Origin of the sequence: Sulfitobacter sp. SH24 (assembly GCF_965641895.1) — a bacterium.
Taxonomy (GTDB): domain Bacteria; phylum Pseudomonadota; class Alphaproteobacteria; order Rhodobacterales; family Rhodobacteraceae; genus Sulfitobacter; species Sulfitobacter dubius.
The window spans coordinates 1,216,710-1,233,392 of sequence record NZ_OZ282575.1; the positions used below are offsets into that span (position 1 = coordinate 1,216,710).

Sequence of the window (16,683 nt, forward strand, 5' to 3'; positions counted from 1 at the left end):
TGCCGCCCCATCCTCCACCCGCCGCTCCGGCGCAGGGGTTGTATATGGATGTCGTGCCCACGGGATTGGTGGCCGAAGATCAAACGCCCACGGGGCGCTTTACCACTGCAACAGAGGTCAGGCCGATCCTGAACGCTACAAGGGGCAATTGGATTGCCGTGCGAGAGTATAACGGGAAAGATTACGTCTACGTTACCCATCTTTGGAGTTGGCGTTGCGGGTTGGCGGCGATTGCCATCGCCGTGAATGACACACCGTTTCGAGATTGGCCCATGCCGCCCTGCCACGAGGCGCTCTCAACCCCCAACGCGATTCTTCATGATGATCCGCAACCGTATCTGACCTTTGAGGCGGGGGCGGTTCAATCGGTTCGCGTGCAGCTGATCTATGACGATTTAGGTATGGATGCTGCAGGTTTTGCGCGGGGGGACGTGCTGATCCCGTGAGGGAGCAGAAATGCGAGGCAACGCTATCGACGATGGGGGTAAAGTGGTGGGCGACCCTGGAATCGAACCAGGCGTGCGTCTCCGCGAGGGAGTTACAGTCCCCTGCCACACCTTGCGGCCTGTCGCCCACTTTGCCCTGTGCATTGCACCTGACGTGGGGGCGTGATTACAAGCGACCCAAAGGACCGTCAAGGCGAATTCCCGAGAAATCTTGGGGAAATCGTGCGAAAGGATAAAGAGATGAAGAAACCCAAATGGGTCGTGCAAAAAGAGCAGGACAAAAAGGCCGACGCGGCGCAGACAGTTTGGCTTTTTGGCCTGCATGCGGTGCGCGATGCGTTGATGAACCCCAACCGCGAAAAACTGCAGTTGATGGTCACGCCGAATGCCCAAGCAAAGCTGGAAGATGCCATTGCGGAAGCGGGAATCACGCCGCAGGTCGTCGATCCGCGCAAGTTCCGTCCGCCGCTTGATCCGAATTCCGTTCACCAGGGTGCGGTGCTGGAAGTGAAGCCGCTGAACTGGGGGCGGCTAGAGGATGTAGCCATCGGCGATACCGCACCGCGCTTATTGCTGCTCGACCGAGTGACCGATCCGCACAACGTCGGCGCGATTCTCCGCTCGGCTGAAGTTTTGGGGGCGTCGGCGGTGATAGGCACGAAACATCACTCGGCGCCCGAGACGGGCGCACTGGCAAAGACCGCCAGCGGCGCGCTGGAGCGCCAACCCTATCTGCGGGTGCGCAACCTCGCCGATGCGATCCGCGCCCTGCAGGATATGGGGTATCTGGTGTTGGGGCTGGATGGGGAGGCTACGCAGACCATCGAAGGCGCGGTAGAAGGCCGCCGGGACCGCCCTGTGGCGCTTGTCTTGGGGGCCGAGGGGCCGGGGCTGCGTGAAAAGACCCGCGAGACCGTGGATGCGCTGGTGCGGATCGATGCGGCGGGCGGATTTGGGTCACTCAATGTCTCTAACGCCGCGGCGATTGCGCTATATGCCAGCCGAGTGGGGGGCTGAGAATCGGCAAGAACTGGCTCAAAACCGGGCAGGAGGCGGGGCGGCAGGACCCGGCCCCTTTGAAACCGGCTAAGGGTTCCTAAATTTAAAGGTGACCGCAGGCCCGGAACGCCTGCCGGCCACCTACTGTCCCTCGTTCCGTACCTTACGCCCCGTGTTCGTCATGGGGCGTTTTTTTATGTGGGGGCAAGATACACAAAAGCCGCCCCGAGGGGCGGCTTTGCGTTTCCTACGGGGTGGTAGGATCAACCTGGAGCGGGCGAGGCGATTCGAACGCCCGACCCTAACCTTGGCAAGGTTATGCTCTACCCCTGAGCTACGCCCGCATCCGGTTGGTGAGGGGGGAATACCCATTCGCGCGGGGGGCTGCAAGAGGTAAAATGCGGCGGCTTGGCCGGTTGCATGCGATTTTTTGGGCATTCGTCCCGGGCCTGAAAAACACAAAGGGCCGCATCCGAAGATGCGACCCTGTGAAGACCAGATGGAGCGGGCGAGGCGATTCGAACGCCCGACCCTAACCTTGGCAAGGTTATGCTCTACCCCTGAGCTACGCCCGCTTACCGTCTGGTGAGGGCGAAATACCCATTGGGGCAGGGGGCTTCAAGAGGGAAATGTGGTTTTTGGCGGAAAAATTTGCGCAGGGCGGGGGCGCTGCCCCCGGACCCCCGCGGGTATTTGAAAAAGGATGAATTAGAAGAGGGCGTGAACCAGTAAACCGAGGGCCGAGACGGCGATCATGGCGAGGGTCAGAACCATACCGACCTGACGCAGGATGAATTTTTGCGGGGTGGCGGAAAAGCCTAGAGGATGCAGGATGCGGCCCGTCAGCAACGCGAGGCCAAGGGCGTGGACAGCCAGTGCGGGGGCGCCATTGGCTTCTGTCAGCGCCAGCAAGATCAGCGCGATGGGCATGTATTCTGCCGCATTCGCCTGTGCGCGCATGCGTTTGAGCAGCGCTTTGTCTCCGGTATCGCCGAGAGAGATGCGATTGGCGCGCCGGTAGGCAATCACATGCCAGCTGAGGCCGAGGAAGACCAGCGCGCAAAGGGCTGCGTAGATCGGGGTGAGGGTGAGAGGCATGGGGTGACCTTTGTCTAGGGCTTTCGCCGAGTGCGACAGTGCAGCGGTGCAAAAGAAAAGGCCCCGCGTGTGGCGGGGCCTTTGAAATTGTGACGCAGCGCTTAGTGGCTGTGCTGTTTGTCCCAGTCTTCCTGTTTTGGAAGCTGCTCGAACGTGTGTTCGGGCGGCGGGCTGGGCAGGGTCCATTCCAGCGTGTCCGCGAACTCGTTCCACGGGTTGTTCGCGGTGGAGCGGGCGCCGCGTGTCAGCGTGTAGGCCATGATCCCGAAGAAGAACAGGAAGGAGGCGAAGCTGAGGAAGGCACCGATCGAAGACCATTGGTTCCAGTAGGCGAAGGCCTCAGGATAGTCGATGTAGCGGCGTGGCATGCCCTGACGGCCCAAGAAGTGCTGGGGGAAGAAGGTCAGGTTGGCGCCGATGAACATCGCCCAGAAGTGCAGTTTGCCTGCCCATTCGGGGTACATGCGGCCTGTCATCTTGGGCAGGTAGAAGTAGATACCCGCGAAGATGGCAAAGACGGCACCGAGCGACATCACGTAGTGGAAGTGTGCCACGACGTAGTAGGTGTCGTGATAGGCGCGGTCCACGGCAGCTTGGCTCAGCACGATGCCGGTGACGCCACCGACGGTGAAGAGGAACAGGAAGCCGAAGGCCCAAAGCATCGGTGTTTTGAACTCGATCGAGCCGCCCCACATGGTGGCGATCCAGCTAAACACCTTCACCCCTGTCGGCACCGCGATGACCATGGTGGCCAGCATGAAGTAGGCCTGCTGGTTCAGGGTCATGCCCACGGTGTACATGTGGTGCGCCCAAACGACGAAGCCCAGAGCGCCAATCGCGATGATCGCCCAGACCATCGGCAGGTAGCCGAAGACCGGTTTGCGCGAGAAGGTCGCAATCACGTGGGAGATGATGCCAAAGCCGGGCAAGATGATGATGTAAACTTCGGGGTGACCAAAGAACCACAGGATGTGCTGGTAAAGGATCGGGTCACCACCGCCTGCGGGGTCAAAGAAGGCAAAGCCGAAGTTGCGGTCCATCAGCAGCATGGTGATCGCGCCCGCCAGAACCGGCAGGGACAGAAGGATCAGCCAGCTTGTGACGAAGATCGACCATGCGAACAGCGGCACTTTGAACAGGGTCATACCGGGGGCACGCATGTTCAGGAACGTGGTGATCATGTTAATCGCGCCGAGGATCGACGAGGCACCCGAGACGTGGACCGCGAAGATCGCGAAGTCCATCGACATGCCTGCTTCGCGCACCGAGAGCGGCGGGTAGAGAACCCAGCCCACGCCAGAGCCCAATTGGCCGTTGCCGCCCGGTGTAAGCAGCGAGCAGACCGCCAGTGTCGTACCAGCGATATAGAGCCAGAAGCTGAGGTTGTTCATCCGTGGGAACGCCATGTCCGGCGCGCCGATTTGCAGCGGCATGAAGTAGTTGCCGAAACCCCCAAACAGGGCAGGAATCACAACAAAGAACATCATCAGGATGCCGTGGCCGGTGATCAGCACGTTCCACAAATGACCGTTTGGCGTACAGGCCGCAGCACTATCCGCGATGAAACGCGCGCCTTCCATACACATGTATTGAACGCCGGGATCCATGAGCTCGAGGCGCATGTAAACGGTGAATGCCACCGAGATAAGACCCACGAAGGCCGAGACAATCAGGTACAAAATACCGATGTCTTTGTGGTTGGTGGACATGAACCACCGGGTAAAGAACCCCCGGTCGTCGTGGTGATCTTGGCCGTGAATGGCTGCGTCTGCCATGCGGTGCCTCCTGCAAATGAATTGGACACATGGCGCCATAGGCGGCGCATGCGTAGTCGCGCCCGTTTTAGAGCGCTCGCTTCGCGGGGGCAATGGGCGCGATGGTCGCAGGGAGGGTATTTTTTGTGCTGTTGTTGTCGCGGCCAAAATGGGCTGTGGGGCCGTTTGAGGCGCAGGTTCGCGTGGTCAGGGGGCGGTATCGCAGCTGCCTGCCGGGTCGTGGGCAAAGACATCATCGAACGTGGCACGCAGTGCGAGATCTACATCATCCATTGTAACAGGCAGGCCAAGATCGACCAGTGAGGTCACCCCGTGATCGGCAATACCACAGGGAACGATCCCACCAAAATGGCTGAGGTCCGGCTCGACGTTGATACTGATGCCATGGAAGCTAACCCATTTGCGCAGCCTAATACCAATCGCTGCGATCTTGTCTTCGGCGGGGCTGCCATCCACCTGTGCGGGCTTTTCAGGCCGTTGCACCCAAACACCGACGCGACCGGGGCGAATCTCTCCGCGCAGGTTGAATTGATCGAGGGTGGCGATCACCCAATTCTCAAGCTGGCGCACAAAGCAGCGCACATCTCGCCCTCGCGCGGCTACGTTCAGCATCACATAGGCCACGCGCTGCCCCGGCCCGTGATAGGTATACTGCCCGCCGCGCCGGGTGGGGTAGACGGGGAAGCGATCAGGCTCTGTCAGGTCTGCGGCCCGCGCCGAGGTGCCAGCGGTGTAGAGCGGCGGATGCTCCACCAGCCAGATACATTCTTCGGCCTCGCCTGCCGCGATGGCGCTCGCGCGCGCCTCCATCCACGCCTCGGCGGTGCGGTAATCAGTCAAGCCGTCGGTGATAATCCATTCAACCATGGGGATGCCTTAGCAAGACCTGTGCCGCACCGCCAGAGGCGGCGCTTAGGCCGCCGAGTCGCGCTCTTGGAGAACCTTGCGCAGCATCTGCGCGTAATTATCGGCGCCCTGCGCACCGGTGACGAGGTATTTGCCCTCAAATACCATGGAGGGGACACCGGAAATGCCGCGTGAGGTCCAGAATTCCTGCGCTTCGCGGGTTTGTTCGCCCAAGCTGCCGCTGTTCAGAACCTCCAAGGCCTCGTCGCGGTCCAAACCGACGAGCGCGGCGACATCCACCAGCACGTCGGTATCATTTACATTGCGGCCTTGGGTGAAGTGCGCATCAAAAAGGGCCATTTTGAGCGGGTGCTGCAAGCCCTTGGACTGCGCCCATGTCAGCAATTGATGCGCGGCAAATGTGTTTTGCATCCGAGTTTCATCAGAAAAGTTGAAAGTGAAGCCCAGATCACGGCCCATATCCGAGAGGCGCTTGCGATTCTCGACGGATTGCGCGGGGGTGGAGCCATATTTCTCGGCCAGATGTTCGGCCATGTTCTGACCCTCGGCGGGCATCTGCGGGTTCAGCTCGAAAGGATGCCAACGGATGTAAGCGCCGACACCCACGGCACCAAGCGCTTGTTCTAGCTGCTTGTAGCCAACGATACACCATGGGCACATGACATCCGACACGATATCGATCTGCACGGTGGGAGCATCGGCTGGATTGGCTTGGGCGTTGGCGTGATCGGGGGCGGCGGCGTCTGCGGGCATGATGAAATCCTTTTTGCTTGCCCTATCAAATGGCCTGCCGGGCGCGGTGTTTCAACGGTTGAGGTACGAGATTGCGGCGCCCTAAAGGATTTGTGAATGGGGATGCGTTTTCTGGGAGATGGCCGAAGGTGCTGGGAAACTTATCGCCAACGGCGCGGGGGTAAGGGGTGCCAAACGGCCAAATAAGCGGTTCGGAAAAAGACTGAAGAAATTTGCCGATTGCCTCTTCACAAGCCTCTGGTCTTTGGCTAAACCCCGCCCACCAACCATGGCGTGCGGTCGTGGCGGAATGGTAGACGCGCAGCGTTGAGGTCGCTGTGGGGTAACACCCGTGAGAGTTCGAGTCTCTCCGACCGCACCACCTTATTTTGCGTTTGCAAAATGATGTTGGAAAAATCCTGATAAAATTTGCTCCTTTGGCTCGCTTATATCGGCGCGCAGCCTATCCTTGTGCTGCGCGGTATTTTGCCTGTTTTGCTGTAAATACGGCAAATGGGCATGGGAAACGCTGTTCACATCCGGGCAAGGCACCCCCAGAGTGTTTGCAGCCTAGGCGGTGATGCCGTTTAAAGGTGAGAGAATAATGCCCGTGTGCGGCGGGCAGAGCAGAACCGGCACGGAAACCGGGGCGACGGGATGCAGGAGGGTAGCGCGTGGCGCATCAAGGGCAGACTCAAGGGGCGGCGATTTATCTCGTTCTTGGACTACTTCTTGGCGGGGGCGCTGCTGCGCAAGCCGCAGAGCTGGCACTCACAGGGGTGGCTGAGGATTCAGAGCTTTATGCCACGCTGCGCGGTGGGTCCCTGTTGGCCGAGCAGACGGATCAGGATGAAGATGCCGAACCGGCTACGCCGCAGGAACTGGTCGCAGCGGCACAGGCCGACTACGGCAGGCTTTTGGCCCTTCTTTATGACAATGGGTACTTTGGGCCGACCCTGAAAATCACGCTTGATGGCATTGATGCCTCGGCAATTCCGCCAGTTCAGCCGCCGCGCCGAATTGATCGGGCGGTAATCACCGTCGATCCGGGGCCGAAATTCCGCTTTGGCTTGACCCGCATCGCCCCCGTCGCGCCAGAGACCGAATTGCCAGACGGCTTTGCCACCGGGGAAACCGCAAGCCTCGGCGTGCTGAAAGAGACCGTTTCCACCGGGATCAGCGGGTGGCGCGCCGTGGGCCATGCCAAGGCCGAATTGGCCGAGCAGGATTTGACCGCCAAACATCGGGAGCGTCTGATCGACGCTGATCTGCGCCTCGCTCCCGGCCCAAAGCTGCGCTTTGGCGCGCTTACCGTGACCGGAAACGAAGATGTCCGCACCCAACGTTTGCTCGAAATTGCAGGCCTGCCGGAGGGGGAGGTGTTCTCTCCCGAAGAGTTGGACCTGGCGACCGAACGTCTGCGCCGCACTGGCGCTTTCGACGCTGTAGCATTGATCGAAGCCGATCGGATCGGCCCCAATAACACGCTGCCGATCACTGCTCAGATCACAGAAGCGCCCAAACGCCGATTGGGCTTTGGTGCGGAACTGTCTTCGCTTGAGGGGCTGACGCTTAGCACCTTTTGGCTGCATCGCAATCTGTTGGGCGGGGCCGAACGGCTGCGCCTTTCGGCAGAGATTGAAGGCATTGGCGGGAACTCGGGGGGCGAAGACTATACGCTTTCGGCGCGTTTTGAACGGCCCGCGACCTTCAACGAAGATACAAATTTCTATGCGCTGGCGACGTTGGAGCAGTTGGACGAGGTGAATTACTTCTCTCGCCAATTGGACCTTGAAGCGGGGATCGAGCGGATCGCGAATGAAAACCGTACCTATTCCGCGGGCCTTGGTCTGCGCGTGGCGGAAACGGAAGACGCGTTTGGCACCAATAACTATACCTTGTTAACCCTACCGCTGGGCGCCGAATTTGACTATCGTGACAAAGAGTTAGACGCGACCGAAGGGTATTACATTGATGCCAGCATCATGCCCTTTGTTGCTGTCTCCGGCTCTGCAAGCGGGCTGCGAACCTATTTCGACGCGCGCTATTATCGGACCTTTGGGACTGAGCGTCCGGTCACCTTAGCCTTCCGTGGTCAACTGGGTTCTGTAGCCGGGCCAGACCTGTCAGAGGCGCCTGCGGATTACCTCTTTTATTCTGGTGGGGGCGGCAGCGTGCGCGGGCAACCCTATCAATCGCTGGGTGTTGATCTGGCCAGTGGCGACACCGTTGGCGGGCGCAGCTTCGCGGGCGTTTCGGCCGAGGCACGTGTTAAACTGACCGAGAAGATCGGCGTCGTGGGCTTTGCCGACGCGGGCTATATCGGTTCAGAAGAGTTCTATGATGGATCGGGCACTTGGCATTCCGGTGCGGGGCTTGGCCTGCGCTATGCAACGGGGATTGGCCCCATTCGGCTGGATGTGGCGGTGCCAACGTCGGGGCCGGAAGTGGATGAAGATTTCCAAGTCTATATCGGGATCGGGCAGGCGTTTTAATGCGACAGTTTCTCCAATTTCTCACCGCCAGCTTTGTCTACCTTGCCTGTCTCTCTCCGGCTTTCGCGCAGGATGATGACAAGGGCTTTTTGACGCGCACCATTCAGGACGCGCTTAGCGGGGCTGGGCGTACGGTCAGCATTGATGGTTTTGCCGGGGCGCTCAGCTCGGCTGCTTCTTTTGATCGGATGACCATTTCCGATGATGATGGCATCTGGCTGACGCTGGAGGACGTGGTGCTGGATTGGAACCGATCGGCCCTGCTGCGCGGTCGGTTAGAGGTCGAACAATTGACCGCCGGGCGGTTGGATGTTGAACGCCTGCCTGTCAGTGATGAGGTCGATCTGCCGGAAGCCGAAGCCAAACCCTTCGCACTGCCCGATCTGCCAGTATCCATTGAAATTGCGGACTTTTCCGTGGATGAGATTAACCTGGGTGAGCCGATCTTGGGGGAGGCGGCGCAGTTGTCGGTCAAGGCCAATGCACGCCTGACCGATCAGGTCGGTATCGTCGATTTTCAGGCCCGCCGCACGGACGGCACACGGGGTGAGTTTAACATTCAGGCTGATTTCGACCGCACGGAAAGTGTCCTTGATCTGCTGTTGGAACTTACCGAAGACCCCGAAGGCATCGCCTCCAAGCTGCTGAATCTGCCGGGTCAACCGTCTGTGCAGATGTCGGTTAAAGGCGCAGGGCCATTGGATGATTTCGCCACCGATGTGACAATCGCCACCGATGGCGAAGAACGTCTAGCAGGGCAGGTGACGCTAGGCGCGCAAAGCTCTGAGCGTACGGGCGACGGACCGGACCGTCGAATTCAGGCCGACATCGGCGGTGACATCACCGCACTGCTGGCCCCGCGCTATCGTGAATTTTTTGGCGAAGATGTGCGTCTGGCGCTGGATGCGCTGTTGCAAAGTAATGGTGCTGTTGATGTCAGCAGCTTCACCCTTGCGGCGAATTCCGTTGATCTTGAGGGTAAGGTCACGCTGAACCAAGAGAAATGGCCGACACTGATCGACATTTCCGGCCGTATTGCCAACCCCGATGGCACCTCGACGTTGTTGCCCGTGTCGGGTGATGGCACGCGGGTTGAGGCCGTGACCCTGCGGGTGGACTACGATGCCGCGGATGGGGACCGGTTTGAGAGTGCCTTTGACATTACCGGGCTGGACACTGGCGCGGTGCAAATTGCCGAAACCAAACTTGCCCTTGATGGGATCCTTGAGGGCGATCTGGGCAGCTTGGGGCAGTTTCTTGGCGATGTGACCTTTGCCACCGAGGGGCTGACGCTGACCGATCCGGCCAGTTCAGCGGCCATTGGTGACGCGATCACCGGCAGCGCCGAGATCCGTTTTGTCGAGGGAGAGTCGATTGAGATCAACGGTCTGACGCTTGCGGGCGAAGATTACGGTCTTACCGGTGAAGCGGCGATTGATGGTGTGGATGCCGGGCTGTTGACCCAGTTGAAGATGACCCTCGAAGCCAAGGATATCAGCCGCTTTTCCGCGCTTGCGGGCCGCGATATTTCTGGTGCCACGGCGCTTGCGCTGAATGGGACCGTGACCCCCTTGGGCGGTATGTTTGATCTGGCAATTGCAGGTGGTACGGATGACCTGCAAATCGGTATTGAACAGGCTGATGCGGTTTTGGCGGGGCGTACCAGCCTAAGCATGGTGGCAAAACGTAATGAAACCGGTACCTTCCTGCGCGAGCTTGATCTGAAGAATGACGCACTTGAGTTGACCGGCGATGTCGAACTGCGCAGTGAAGACAGCCGCGCCGCGCTCGATTTCGCATTGGCCGATATCGGTCTGGTGCTGCCACAATACGAAGGTCCAGTTTCAGTTAAGGCAACTGCGGTGCAAGAGGCGCGCGGTTGGGTTGTAGATGCTGTGACCGATGGCCCCTATGACGCCGTACTAACTGTCTCGGGCTTGGCCACGGGCGATAGTGCGCAGATTGATTTTACCGCTGATATCCCCCGAATCGAAGATTTTGTGCCGGATGCGGACATTACCGGGCCGGTCAGGGCCAAGGGCGATCTGCGCCAAACGCCGCAAGGCTGGCAGATCAATACAGACGCCAGTGGCCCGCTGAATGCGCAGGCGTCTGTCAGAGGGCTGGTTTCGCCCCGTGTTGATGTGGCCTTTGATCTGGCGCTTCCAGATATTCAGCCCCTCGTCCCGCAGGTTAACGGCGGGGTAGAGGCCAGCGGCACGGTGGAGCAAACCGATCAGGGGTTTGTCGTCGACACAATCGCGAGTGGCCCTTACGGCAGTCGCGTGTCGGTGGAAGGTTTGGCAACAGGCCCCGATATGGCGCTGAGTTTCGATCTTTCCGTGCCTGATGTCAGCCCGCTTGCCCCCGGCGTGAACGGCCCGCTATCGGCCAAGGGCAATGTCCGTCAAACAACTGACGGGATTGCCGTGGATGTAGATGCAAACGGCCCATATGGCAGTAGTGCCATGGTCGAGGGGCTGGTGACGGGAGAAGTGTCGCTGAAGTTCGACGTCTCTGTGCCGAACGTTAATCCATTGGTGCCAAGTGTCTCAGGGTCTTTCGCGGCCAATGGCACGGCGCGTAAGACGGATGCAGGTGTTGTGCTTGATGCCAGCGCAAGCGGCCCTTACGGCGCGCAGGCAACTGTCGAAGGGCTGGTGACCGGCCCCAACGCCGATGTCGACTTCCAGTTGAACGTGCCCGACATCGGCGCGCTGGTCGACCAAGTGAACGGCCCACTCAGTGTCGCAGGCTCGGCCCGGCGTGAGGGGGAGGCATGGCGGATCGACACCAATGCCAACGGCCCTGCTGGTACGCAGGCCAGCGTTGCTGGATTGGTGAATGCCGATGGCTCGCTAAACATTGAGATTGCAGGCAATGCTCCGCTTGGGCTGTCGCGGCCCTTCCTCGCGCCGCGCAACCTGCAAGGGCAGGCGCAATTTGATTTGCAGATCAATGGACCAGCGGCGTTGTCTTCGGTCAGCGGGCGTATCTCTACGAATAATGCGACATTCACTGCGCCGAACCTGCGGGTCGCCTTGAAGGGGATCGACGCTGACATTCAGCTTGGTAACAACCGCGCACAGTTAAATGTGACAGGCCAAGCGGTGGATGGCGGGCAGCTTAACGTGGCCGGAGCGGTCACCCTGACGCCTGCCTTGCCCGCGGATATCAACATCGCTGTGCGCAACCTCGTCTATGCGGACCCAAGCCTTTATAGCACCACGTTGAACGGGGATTTGCGTCTCGCTGGCCCGCTGAGCGGCGGGGCGCAGATTACCGGTGTGATCAACGCGGGCGAGACGAATATTCAGGTGCCCGCGACGGGGTTGACCTCGATCGGGGACATCCCGCAGATCACCCAGGTCAACGCGCCAGCCGATGTTTTGGCGACGCGCCGCAAGGCGGGGCTCGATGGCGCCAATGCGGGTGACGATCCGACCGAGACATCCTCTGGCGCTGGTTTTGGGCTCAATCTGCAGATCAATGCGCCGAACCGCATCTTTGTGCGTGGCCGCGGGCTGGATGCGGAACTAGGCGGCGCGTTGAACCTCAGCGGCACCACCAACCGCATTATCTCTGCCGGGCGGTTTGAGTTGATCCGGGGGCGGCTGGATATCTTGGGCAAACGTTTCTTGCTGGATGAGGGGTCGGTTCAGTTTCAGGGTGATTTCATTCCTTACATCCGGTTCGTTACCTCAACCGATACCGAGGCGGGAGAGGTGCGTGTGATTGTCAGTGGCCCCGCGAATGAGCCGGAGGTTACCTTTGAATCAACCCCCGCCGCGCCACAGGATGAAGTGCTGTCGCAATTGCTTTTCGGGCGTAACATCTCGGAAATCTCGGCCTTTCAGGCGCTGCAACTTGCCAGCGCCGTGGCGACCCTTGCAGGCCGTGGGGGCGACGGGATAATCGGCAACCTGCGCGAAGGCTTTGGATTGGATGATCTTGATGTGACCACCACCGACGATGGCGCCACGGCGCTGCGGTTGGGGAAATATCTGACGGACAATGTCTATACCGATGTCACGGCGGCCTCTGACGGGACCGGCGAGGTCTCCCTCAACCTCGACATCAGCGAAAGCCTGACGGCCAAGGGCACGCTCGGCTCCGATGGCGACAGCAGCATCGGGATTTTCTTTGAGCGGGATTATTAAGAACGAGGGCGCCTAGCGGGGCGCCCTTGGTTTCAGCGGCGCTTAAGCTTCGTCGCGTGGGGTAAAGCGGCCATAACGGCCTTGGTCAAACATCAACCCCGAGGCGCCGTCCTCGCGCAGCGCGGCCTGTCGGACATGGCCCAGGATCAGCGAATGATCGCCCGCTGCGTGCACCGCGTAGGTATTGCAGTGAAACCGCGCAAGGCAGCCTGCAAAAGTGGGCACGCCTGCTGCATCCTCGGTCCAGTCGAACCCGGCAAAGTCATGGCCCTGTGTGGCGAAACGCTGGGCCAATTCCTCTTGATCCGCGCCAAGTACATGAATGCAAAATGACGCCGCTGCGGTGAAACTATCGTGCCGCTTGGATGAAATCGCAGGCGACCACAGCACCAAAGGCGGATCAAGCGAGACAGAGGCGAAAGAATTCGCCGTCATCCCCATCGGGCCCTGCGTAGTTTTAACGGTGACCACAGTCACACCGGTGCCAAAACGTCCAAAGGCGCGGCGCAGAGCCGTGGCATCGCCGCTGTCGGGGGAGAAGGGGATCAGATCATCGTTCATAGCGACAAGCGGTGCCATGTGGACGCCGATTTGTCCAGCGGTGCCGGCGCGTTGTATCGCCATCTTACTGCGCGGATATCCGTTGTTTGCGAAACCCAAAGGAACCCTTTCTGGGGGCGGGCGTTGTGTCTGCGATGAGAGGCAACATCAGGGTCCAAGTGGCGTTGATGCTGGCTGTCGGAAGAAAGCGGTGCGCGTGATGTGTACCGTTCTACCGGGCACCCGAATGCCGTTCACAACAGATAGGTGCGCAAGATTGCACCGGAAAGTGACAGACAATGATGAATGCAACCAAACTGACCCTCGGCGCCGCCCTGTTGAGCGCCACCGCCTTTGGCTCCACCGCGATGGCCGATGACAATGAGACAGTCGATCACGCCGAAATCGGGTCGCTGTCTTGCGATGTGGGCGATGGTACCGGCTTTGTCTTTGGTTCTACCCGTGAACTGACATGTACCTTTAACCCCATCGAAGAAGGGCTCGAAGATGAGACCTATGTCGGTGAGATCAACCGTTGGGGCGTCGACATCGGCAAAACCCAGAACGGCCAAATGTCTTGGCTGGTGTTGGCCCCGACCGAGCAGGAGTATTCCGAAGGCGGCCTGAACGGCAGCTATAAAGGTGTGTCCGCAGAAGCAACCGTGGGTGTGGGCGCCGGCGCAAACCTGATGACGGGTGGGTCCGAGAACACGCTGGCGCTTCAGCCGCTTAGCGTGAACACCCAGACTGGCGTGAACTTTGCCGTGGGCGTGGGTGAGATCAATCTGCAGCGCGTCGAAGGTTGAGCCTGAGCGAAAGCGTTTGAAATGACGATCTGGGCCGTCCCTTGGGGGCGGCCCATTTGCATGTGCGAGACGTCAGAGCTTGGTCAGCCGGTCCCCACGCCGAACGGTGCCGTCCTGTACGATTTTGCACAGGACACCGCGCAACCGATGCGGGCGGTTTTCCTTTCGGTTGATCCAGCGCAGGCTATCTTGGCCATAGCGGTCGCGCCATTTGATGCAGCCGTTGTTGAACTTATCGCTCACCTCCAGCACCGCCGATCCAGCCTGTAGCCGTGTGCCGACGGGCAGGTTCTCGTGGCCGAGGTCCATGTCCACGATCATCGTATCGCCCGGGTGGACCGTATGGTCGCGATCACGCCAGCAGAGATCTATCACTCTTTTAGACAGGATCGACACTTGTATGCGCGGGTCTGGGCTGCCGTCGGGCAGGGTCAGCCAAGGTTTCTCGGTCCAACGTTCGCCAAGGATGCCTTGGGCCACGGTCAGCTCCAGTTCATCACGGAAATCCCGCTCCCCATAGTCGGGGCGAAAGCAAAGCTCTTCGATCACGGCGCCATCCTTGGGCGCGGCGAGGATATCCGGCAGGGCGGCGTCACATTCCGCAGCGGAGGCGGGCGGCGGCACTTGGGGGGCGGTTTGGTCCATGTCTCTCTTTCTCATGCAACGCGGCGCGGGGGCAGGTAGCCGCTCGCGCCGCGCAGCGTGTCAGCGATTCATGCGGTTGTCGATTAGATCGTCCACCACGGTGGGATCCGCCAGCGTCGATGTATCCCCCAAGGCGCCATAGTCGTTTTCGGCGATTTTGCGCAGGATGCGGCGCATGATCTTGCCCGAGCGGGTTTTCGGCAGGCCGGGCGCCCATTGGATCAGATCGGGCGAGGCGATGGGACCGATTTCCTGCCGCACCCAGTTGCGCAGTTCGCTGCGCAGATCATCGGAAGGCTCTTCACCGCTCATCAAGGTGACATAGCAATAGATGCCCTGACCTTTGACGTCATGCGGGTAGCCGACCACGGCGGCTTCGGCGACTTTGTCATGGGCGACCAGCGCGCTTTCGACCTCGGCGGTGCCCATGCGGTGGCCTGAGACGTTGATCACATCATCCACGCGGCCCGTGATCCAATAGTCGCCGTCGGCATCGCGCTTGCAGCCGTCACCGGTGAAGTAATAACCGGGGTAATCCGCGAAATAGGTTTTCTCGAACCGTTCATGATCCCCCCAAACCGTGCGCATCTGACCCGGCCAACTGTCGGCGATGCAAAGCACGCCCTCGGCAGGGTTGCCCTCGATCTCTTTGCCCGAGGTCGGGTCCAGCACCACCGGCTTGATGCCAAAGAAGGGCTTCATCGCCGCGCCGGGCTTCATGTCATGGGCGCCGGGCAGGGGGGTCATCAGATGGCCGCCGGTCTCGGTCTGCCACCATGTATCGACGATCGGGCAGCGGCCGTGGCCGACGACCTCGTGATACCAGTTCCACGCCTCGGGATTGATCGGCTCACCAACGGTGCCAAGGATGCGCAGCGACGACAGATCGCTTTTGGTGACGAATTCTTTGCCTTGCCCCATCAGGGCGCGGATTGCTGTGGGGGCGGTGTAGAACTGGGTGACCTTGTGCTTTTCACAGACCTGCCAGAAACGGCTGGCATCGGGGTAGGTGGGCACGCCTTCGAACATCAGGGTGGTGGCGCCATTGGCCAGCGGGCCATAGACGATATAGCTGTGCCCGGTGACCCAGCCCACATCCGCCGTGCACCAATAGATGTCGCCGTCGTGGTAGTCGAAGGTGACTTCGTGGGTCAGCGCCGCATAGGTGATATAGCCGCCGGTGGTGTGGACGACGCCCTTGGGCTGGCCGGTGGAGCCGGAGGTGTAGAGAATAAACAGCGGGTCTTCGGCACCGACTGCGGTGGGCTCGCAGGTGTCGGCGGCATCCTTGATCAGCGCGTTGTAATCGCGGTCGCGGGCGTCGTCCCACGCGACGTCTCCACCCGTGCGGCGCACGACAAGGCATTGAACGCTGGCATCACATTGCGCCAACGCCTTGTCGGCATTGGCTTTGAGCGGTGTGGCTTTGCCGCCGCGCGGCGCTTCGTCGGCGGTGATAACGACCTTGGCTTCGCAGCCGTTGACGCGGGCGGCCAGCGCATCCGGGGAGAACCCGGCAAAGACGATGGAATGGATCGCGCCGATCCGCGCGCAGGCCAGCATGGCATAGGCGGCCTCGGGGATCATCGGCATGTAGATGATGACGCGGTCGCCTTTATCGACGCCCAGATCGCGCAGCACATTGGCCATACGGCAGGTGGCGCTGTGCAGCTCGCGGTAGCTGATGTGTTTGGCGTCATCCTCGGGGCTATCCGGCTCCCAAATGATCGCGGTCTGATCGCCGCGCCTTTCTAGATGGCGGTCGATGCAATTGGCGCTGACGTTCAACTCACCATCCGCGAACCAGTTGATGCTGACCGACCCAAGGTCAAAGTTCACATCGCGCACTTGGGTGAAGGGTTTGATCCAGTCGATCCGCTGGGCCTGTTCGCGCCAGAAACCGTCGGTGTCGGTGACCGAGGCTTGGTACATCTTGTCGTAGGTCTGCGCATCCACATGGGCGCGGGCGGCCATGTCGGCGGATGGCGGATAGGTCTTGGCGGTGGCGTCGGACATGGTGGTTCCTCCCTAGATGTACGCGTCTTGCCACGGGGCGCGGGTCTCCCCTGCTTTCCGTGGCCTCCTCCTGAGCTGGATCATAACGGCCCGTGAAAAGAAGT

At 60.3% G+C, this 16,683-nt stretch carries 12 protein-coding genes and 4 tRNA genes; 6 read left to right on the forward strand and 10 right to left on the reverse strand.

Going from position 1 to position 16,683, the window contains the following annotated elements:
* Positions 1-44 precede the first annotated feature (44 nt).
* Positions 45-446, forward strand: coding sequence for a hypothetical protein (locus ACSQ16_RS08590; protein WP_243260940.1), 402 nt, complete (start codon positions 45-47; stop codon positions 444-446).
* A 44-nt stretch (positions 447-490) separates the two neighbouring features.
* On the opposite strand, the gene ACSQ16_RS08595 is transcribed toward ACSQ16_RS08590, so the two are convergent.
* Positions 491-574, reverse strand: a tRNA-Tyr gene (locus ACSQ16_RS08595).
* Positions 575-686: 112 nt separating this feature from the next.
* On the opposite strand from ACSQ16_RS08595, the gene rlmB reads away from it, so the two are divergent.
* On the forward strand, positions 687-1,463 hold the full coding sequence (gene rlmB, locus ACSQ16_RS08600) for a 23S rRNA (guanosine(2251)-2'-O)-methyltransferase RlmB (RefSeq protein ID WP_317406004.1): 777 nt from the start codon (positions 687-689) through the stop codon (positions 1,461-1,463).
* A gap of 251 nt (positions 1,464-1,714) precedes the next feature.
* On the opposite strand, the gene ACSQ16_RS08605 is transcribed toward rlmB, so the two are convergent.
* The 6 genes from ACSQ16_RS08605 to ACSQ16_RS08630 form a co-directional block, all read right to left on the reverse strand.
* Positions 1,715-1,789, reverse strand: a tRNA-Gly gene (locus tag ACSQ16_RS08605).
* 156 nt (positions 1,790-1,945) lie between these two features.
* A tRNA-Gly gene (locus ACSQ16_RS08610) sits at positions 1,946-2,020 on the reverse strand.
* A 133-nt stretch (positions 2,021-2,153) separates the two neighbouring features.
* Entirely contained in the window at positions 2,154-2,543 is a 390-nt protein-coding gene (locus tag ACSQ16_RS08615; RefSeq protein WP_243260938.1) for an MAPEG family protein, read from the reverse strand.
* A gap of 101 nt (positions 2,544-2,644) precedes the next feature.
* Entirely contained in the window at positions 2,645-4,318 is a 1,674-nt protein-coding gene (ctaD, locus tag ACSQ16_RS08620; RefSeq protein ID WP_093925782.1) for a cytochrome c oxidase subunit I, read from the reverse strand.
* A 186-nt stretch (positions 4,319-4,504) separates the two neighbouring features.
* Positions 4,505-5,185: a lipoyl(octanoyl) transferase LipB gene (gene lipB / locus ACSQ16_RS08625; RefSeq protein ID WP_093925783.1), complete on the reverse strand. Its 681-nt coding sequence runs from the start codon at positions 5,183-5,185 to the stop codon at positions 4,505-4,507.
* Between the two features lie 45 nt (positions 5,186-5,230).
* Positions 5,231-5,938, reverse strand: a complete 708-nt coding sequence (locus ACSQ16_RS08630; protein WP_243260937.1) for a DsbA family oxidoreductase — start codon at positions 5,936-5,938, stop codon at positions 5,231-5,233.
* A gap of 275 nt (positions 5,939-6,213) precedes the next feature.
* On the opposite strand from ACSQ16_RS08630, the gene ACSQ16_RS08635 reads away from it, so the two are divergent.
* The 3 genes from ACSQ16_RS08635 (at position 6,214) to ACSQ16_RS08645 (ending at position 12,572) form a co-directional block, all read left to right on the forward strand.
* Positions 6,214-6,299, forward strand: a tRNA-Leu gene (locus ACSQ16_RS08635).
* A 292-nt stretch (positions 6,300-6,591) separates the two neighbouring features.
* Positions 6,592-8,412, forward strand: coding sequence for an autotransporter assembly complex protein TamA (locus ACSQ16_RS08640; RefSeq protein ID WP_243260936.1), 1,821 nt, complete (start codon positions 6,592-6,594; stop codon positions 8,410-8,412).
* Positions 8,412-12,572 carry a translocation/assembly module TamB domain-containing protein gene (locus ACSQ16_RS08645; RefSeq protein ID WP_243260935.1) on the forward strand — a complete coding sequence of 1,387 codons (4,161 nt, stop codon included), beginning with the start codon at positions 8,412-8,414 and terminating at the stop codon, positions 12,570-12,572. Before ACSQ16_RS08640 ends, ACSQ16_RS08645 begins: the two co-directional genes overlap by 1 nt.
* A 42-nt stretch (positions 12,573-12,614) precedes the next feature.
* Here the strand turns inward: ACSQ16_RS08645 and ACSQ16_RS08650 are convergent, their stop codons facing one another.
* Positions 12,615-13,151 (reverse strand): flavin reductase family protein, encoded by a 537-nt coding sequence (locus ACSQ16_RS08650; RefSeq protein ID WP_093927163.1) that lies wholly within the window; start codon positions 13,149-13,151, stop codon positions 12,615-12,617.
* A gap of 260 nt (positions 13,152-13,411) precedes the next feature.
* Here ACSQ16_RS08650 and ACSQ16_RS08655 point away from each other — a divergent pair, with 260 nt between their 5' ends.
* The gene (locus ACSQ16_RS08655; RefSeq protein ID WP_243260934.1) at positions 13,412-13,918 is read left to right on the forward strand and encodes a DUF992 domain-containing protein; all 507 of its coding nucleotides are present in this window, start codon (positions 13,412-13,414) and stop codon (positions 13,916-13,918) included.
* Between the two features lie 72 nt (positions 13,919-13,990).
* Here the strand turns inward: ACSQ16_RS08655 and ACSQ16_RS08660 are convergent, their stop codons facing one another.
* Positions 13,991-14,563: an MOSC domain-containing protein gene (locus ACSQ16_RS08660; protein ID WP_093925788.1), complete on the reverse strand. Its 573-nt coding sequence runs from the start codon at positions 14,561-14,563 to the stop codon at positions 13,991-13,993.
* Positions 14,564-14,623: 60 nt separating this feature from the next.
* Positions 14,624-16,579 carry an acetate--CoA ligase gene (gene acs / locus ACSQ16_RS08665; RefSeq protein WP_243260933.1) on the reverse strand — a complete coding sequence of 652 codons (1,956 nt, stop codon included), beginning with the start codon at positions 16,577-16,579 and terminating at the stop codon, positions 14,624-14,626.
* Positions 16,580-16,683 lie beyond the last annotated feature (104 nt).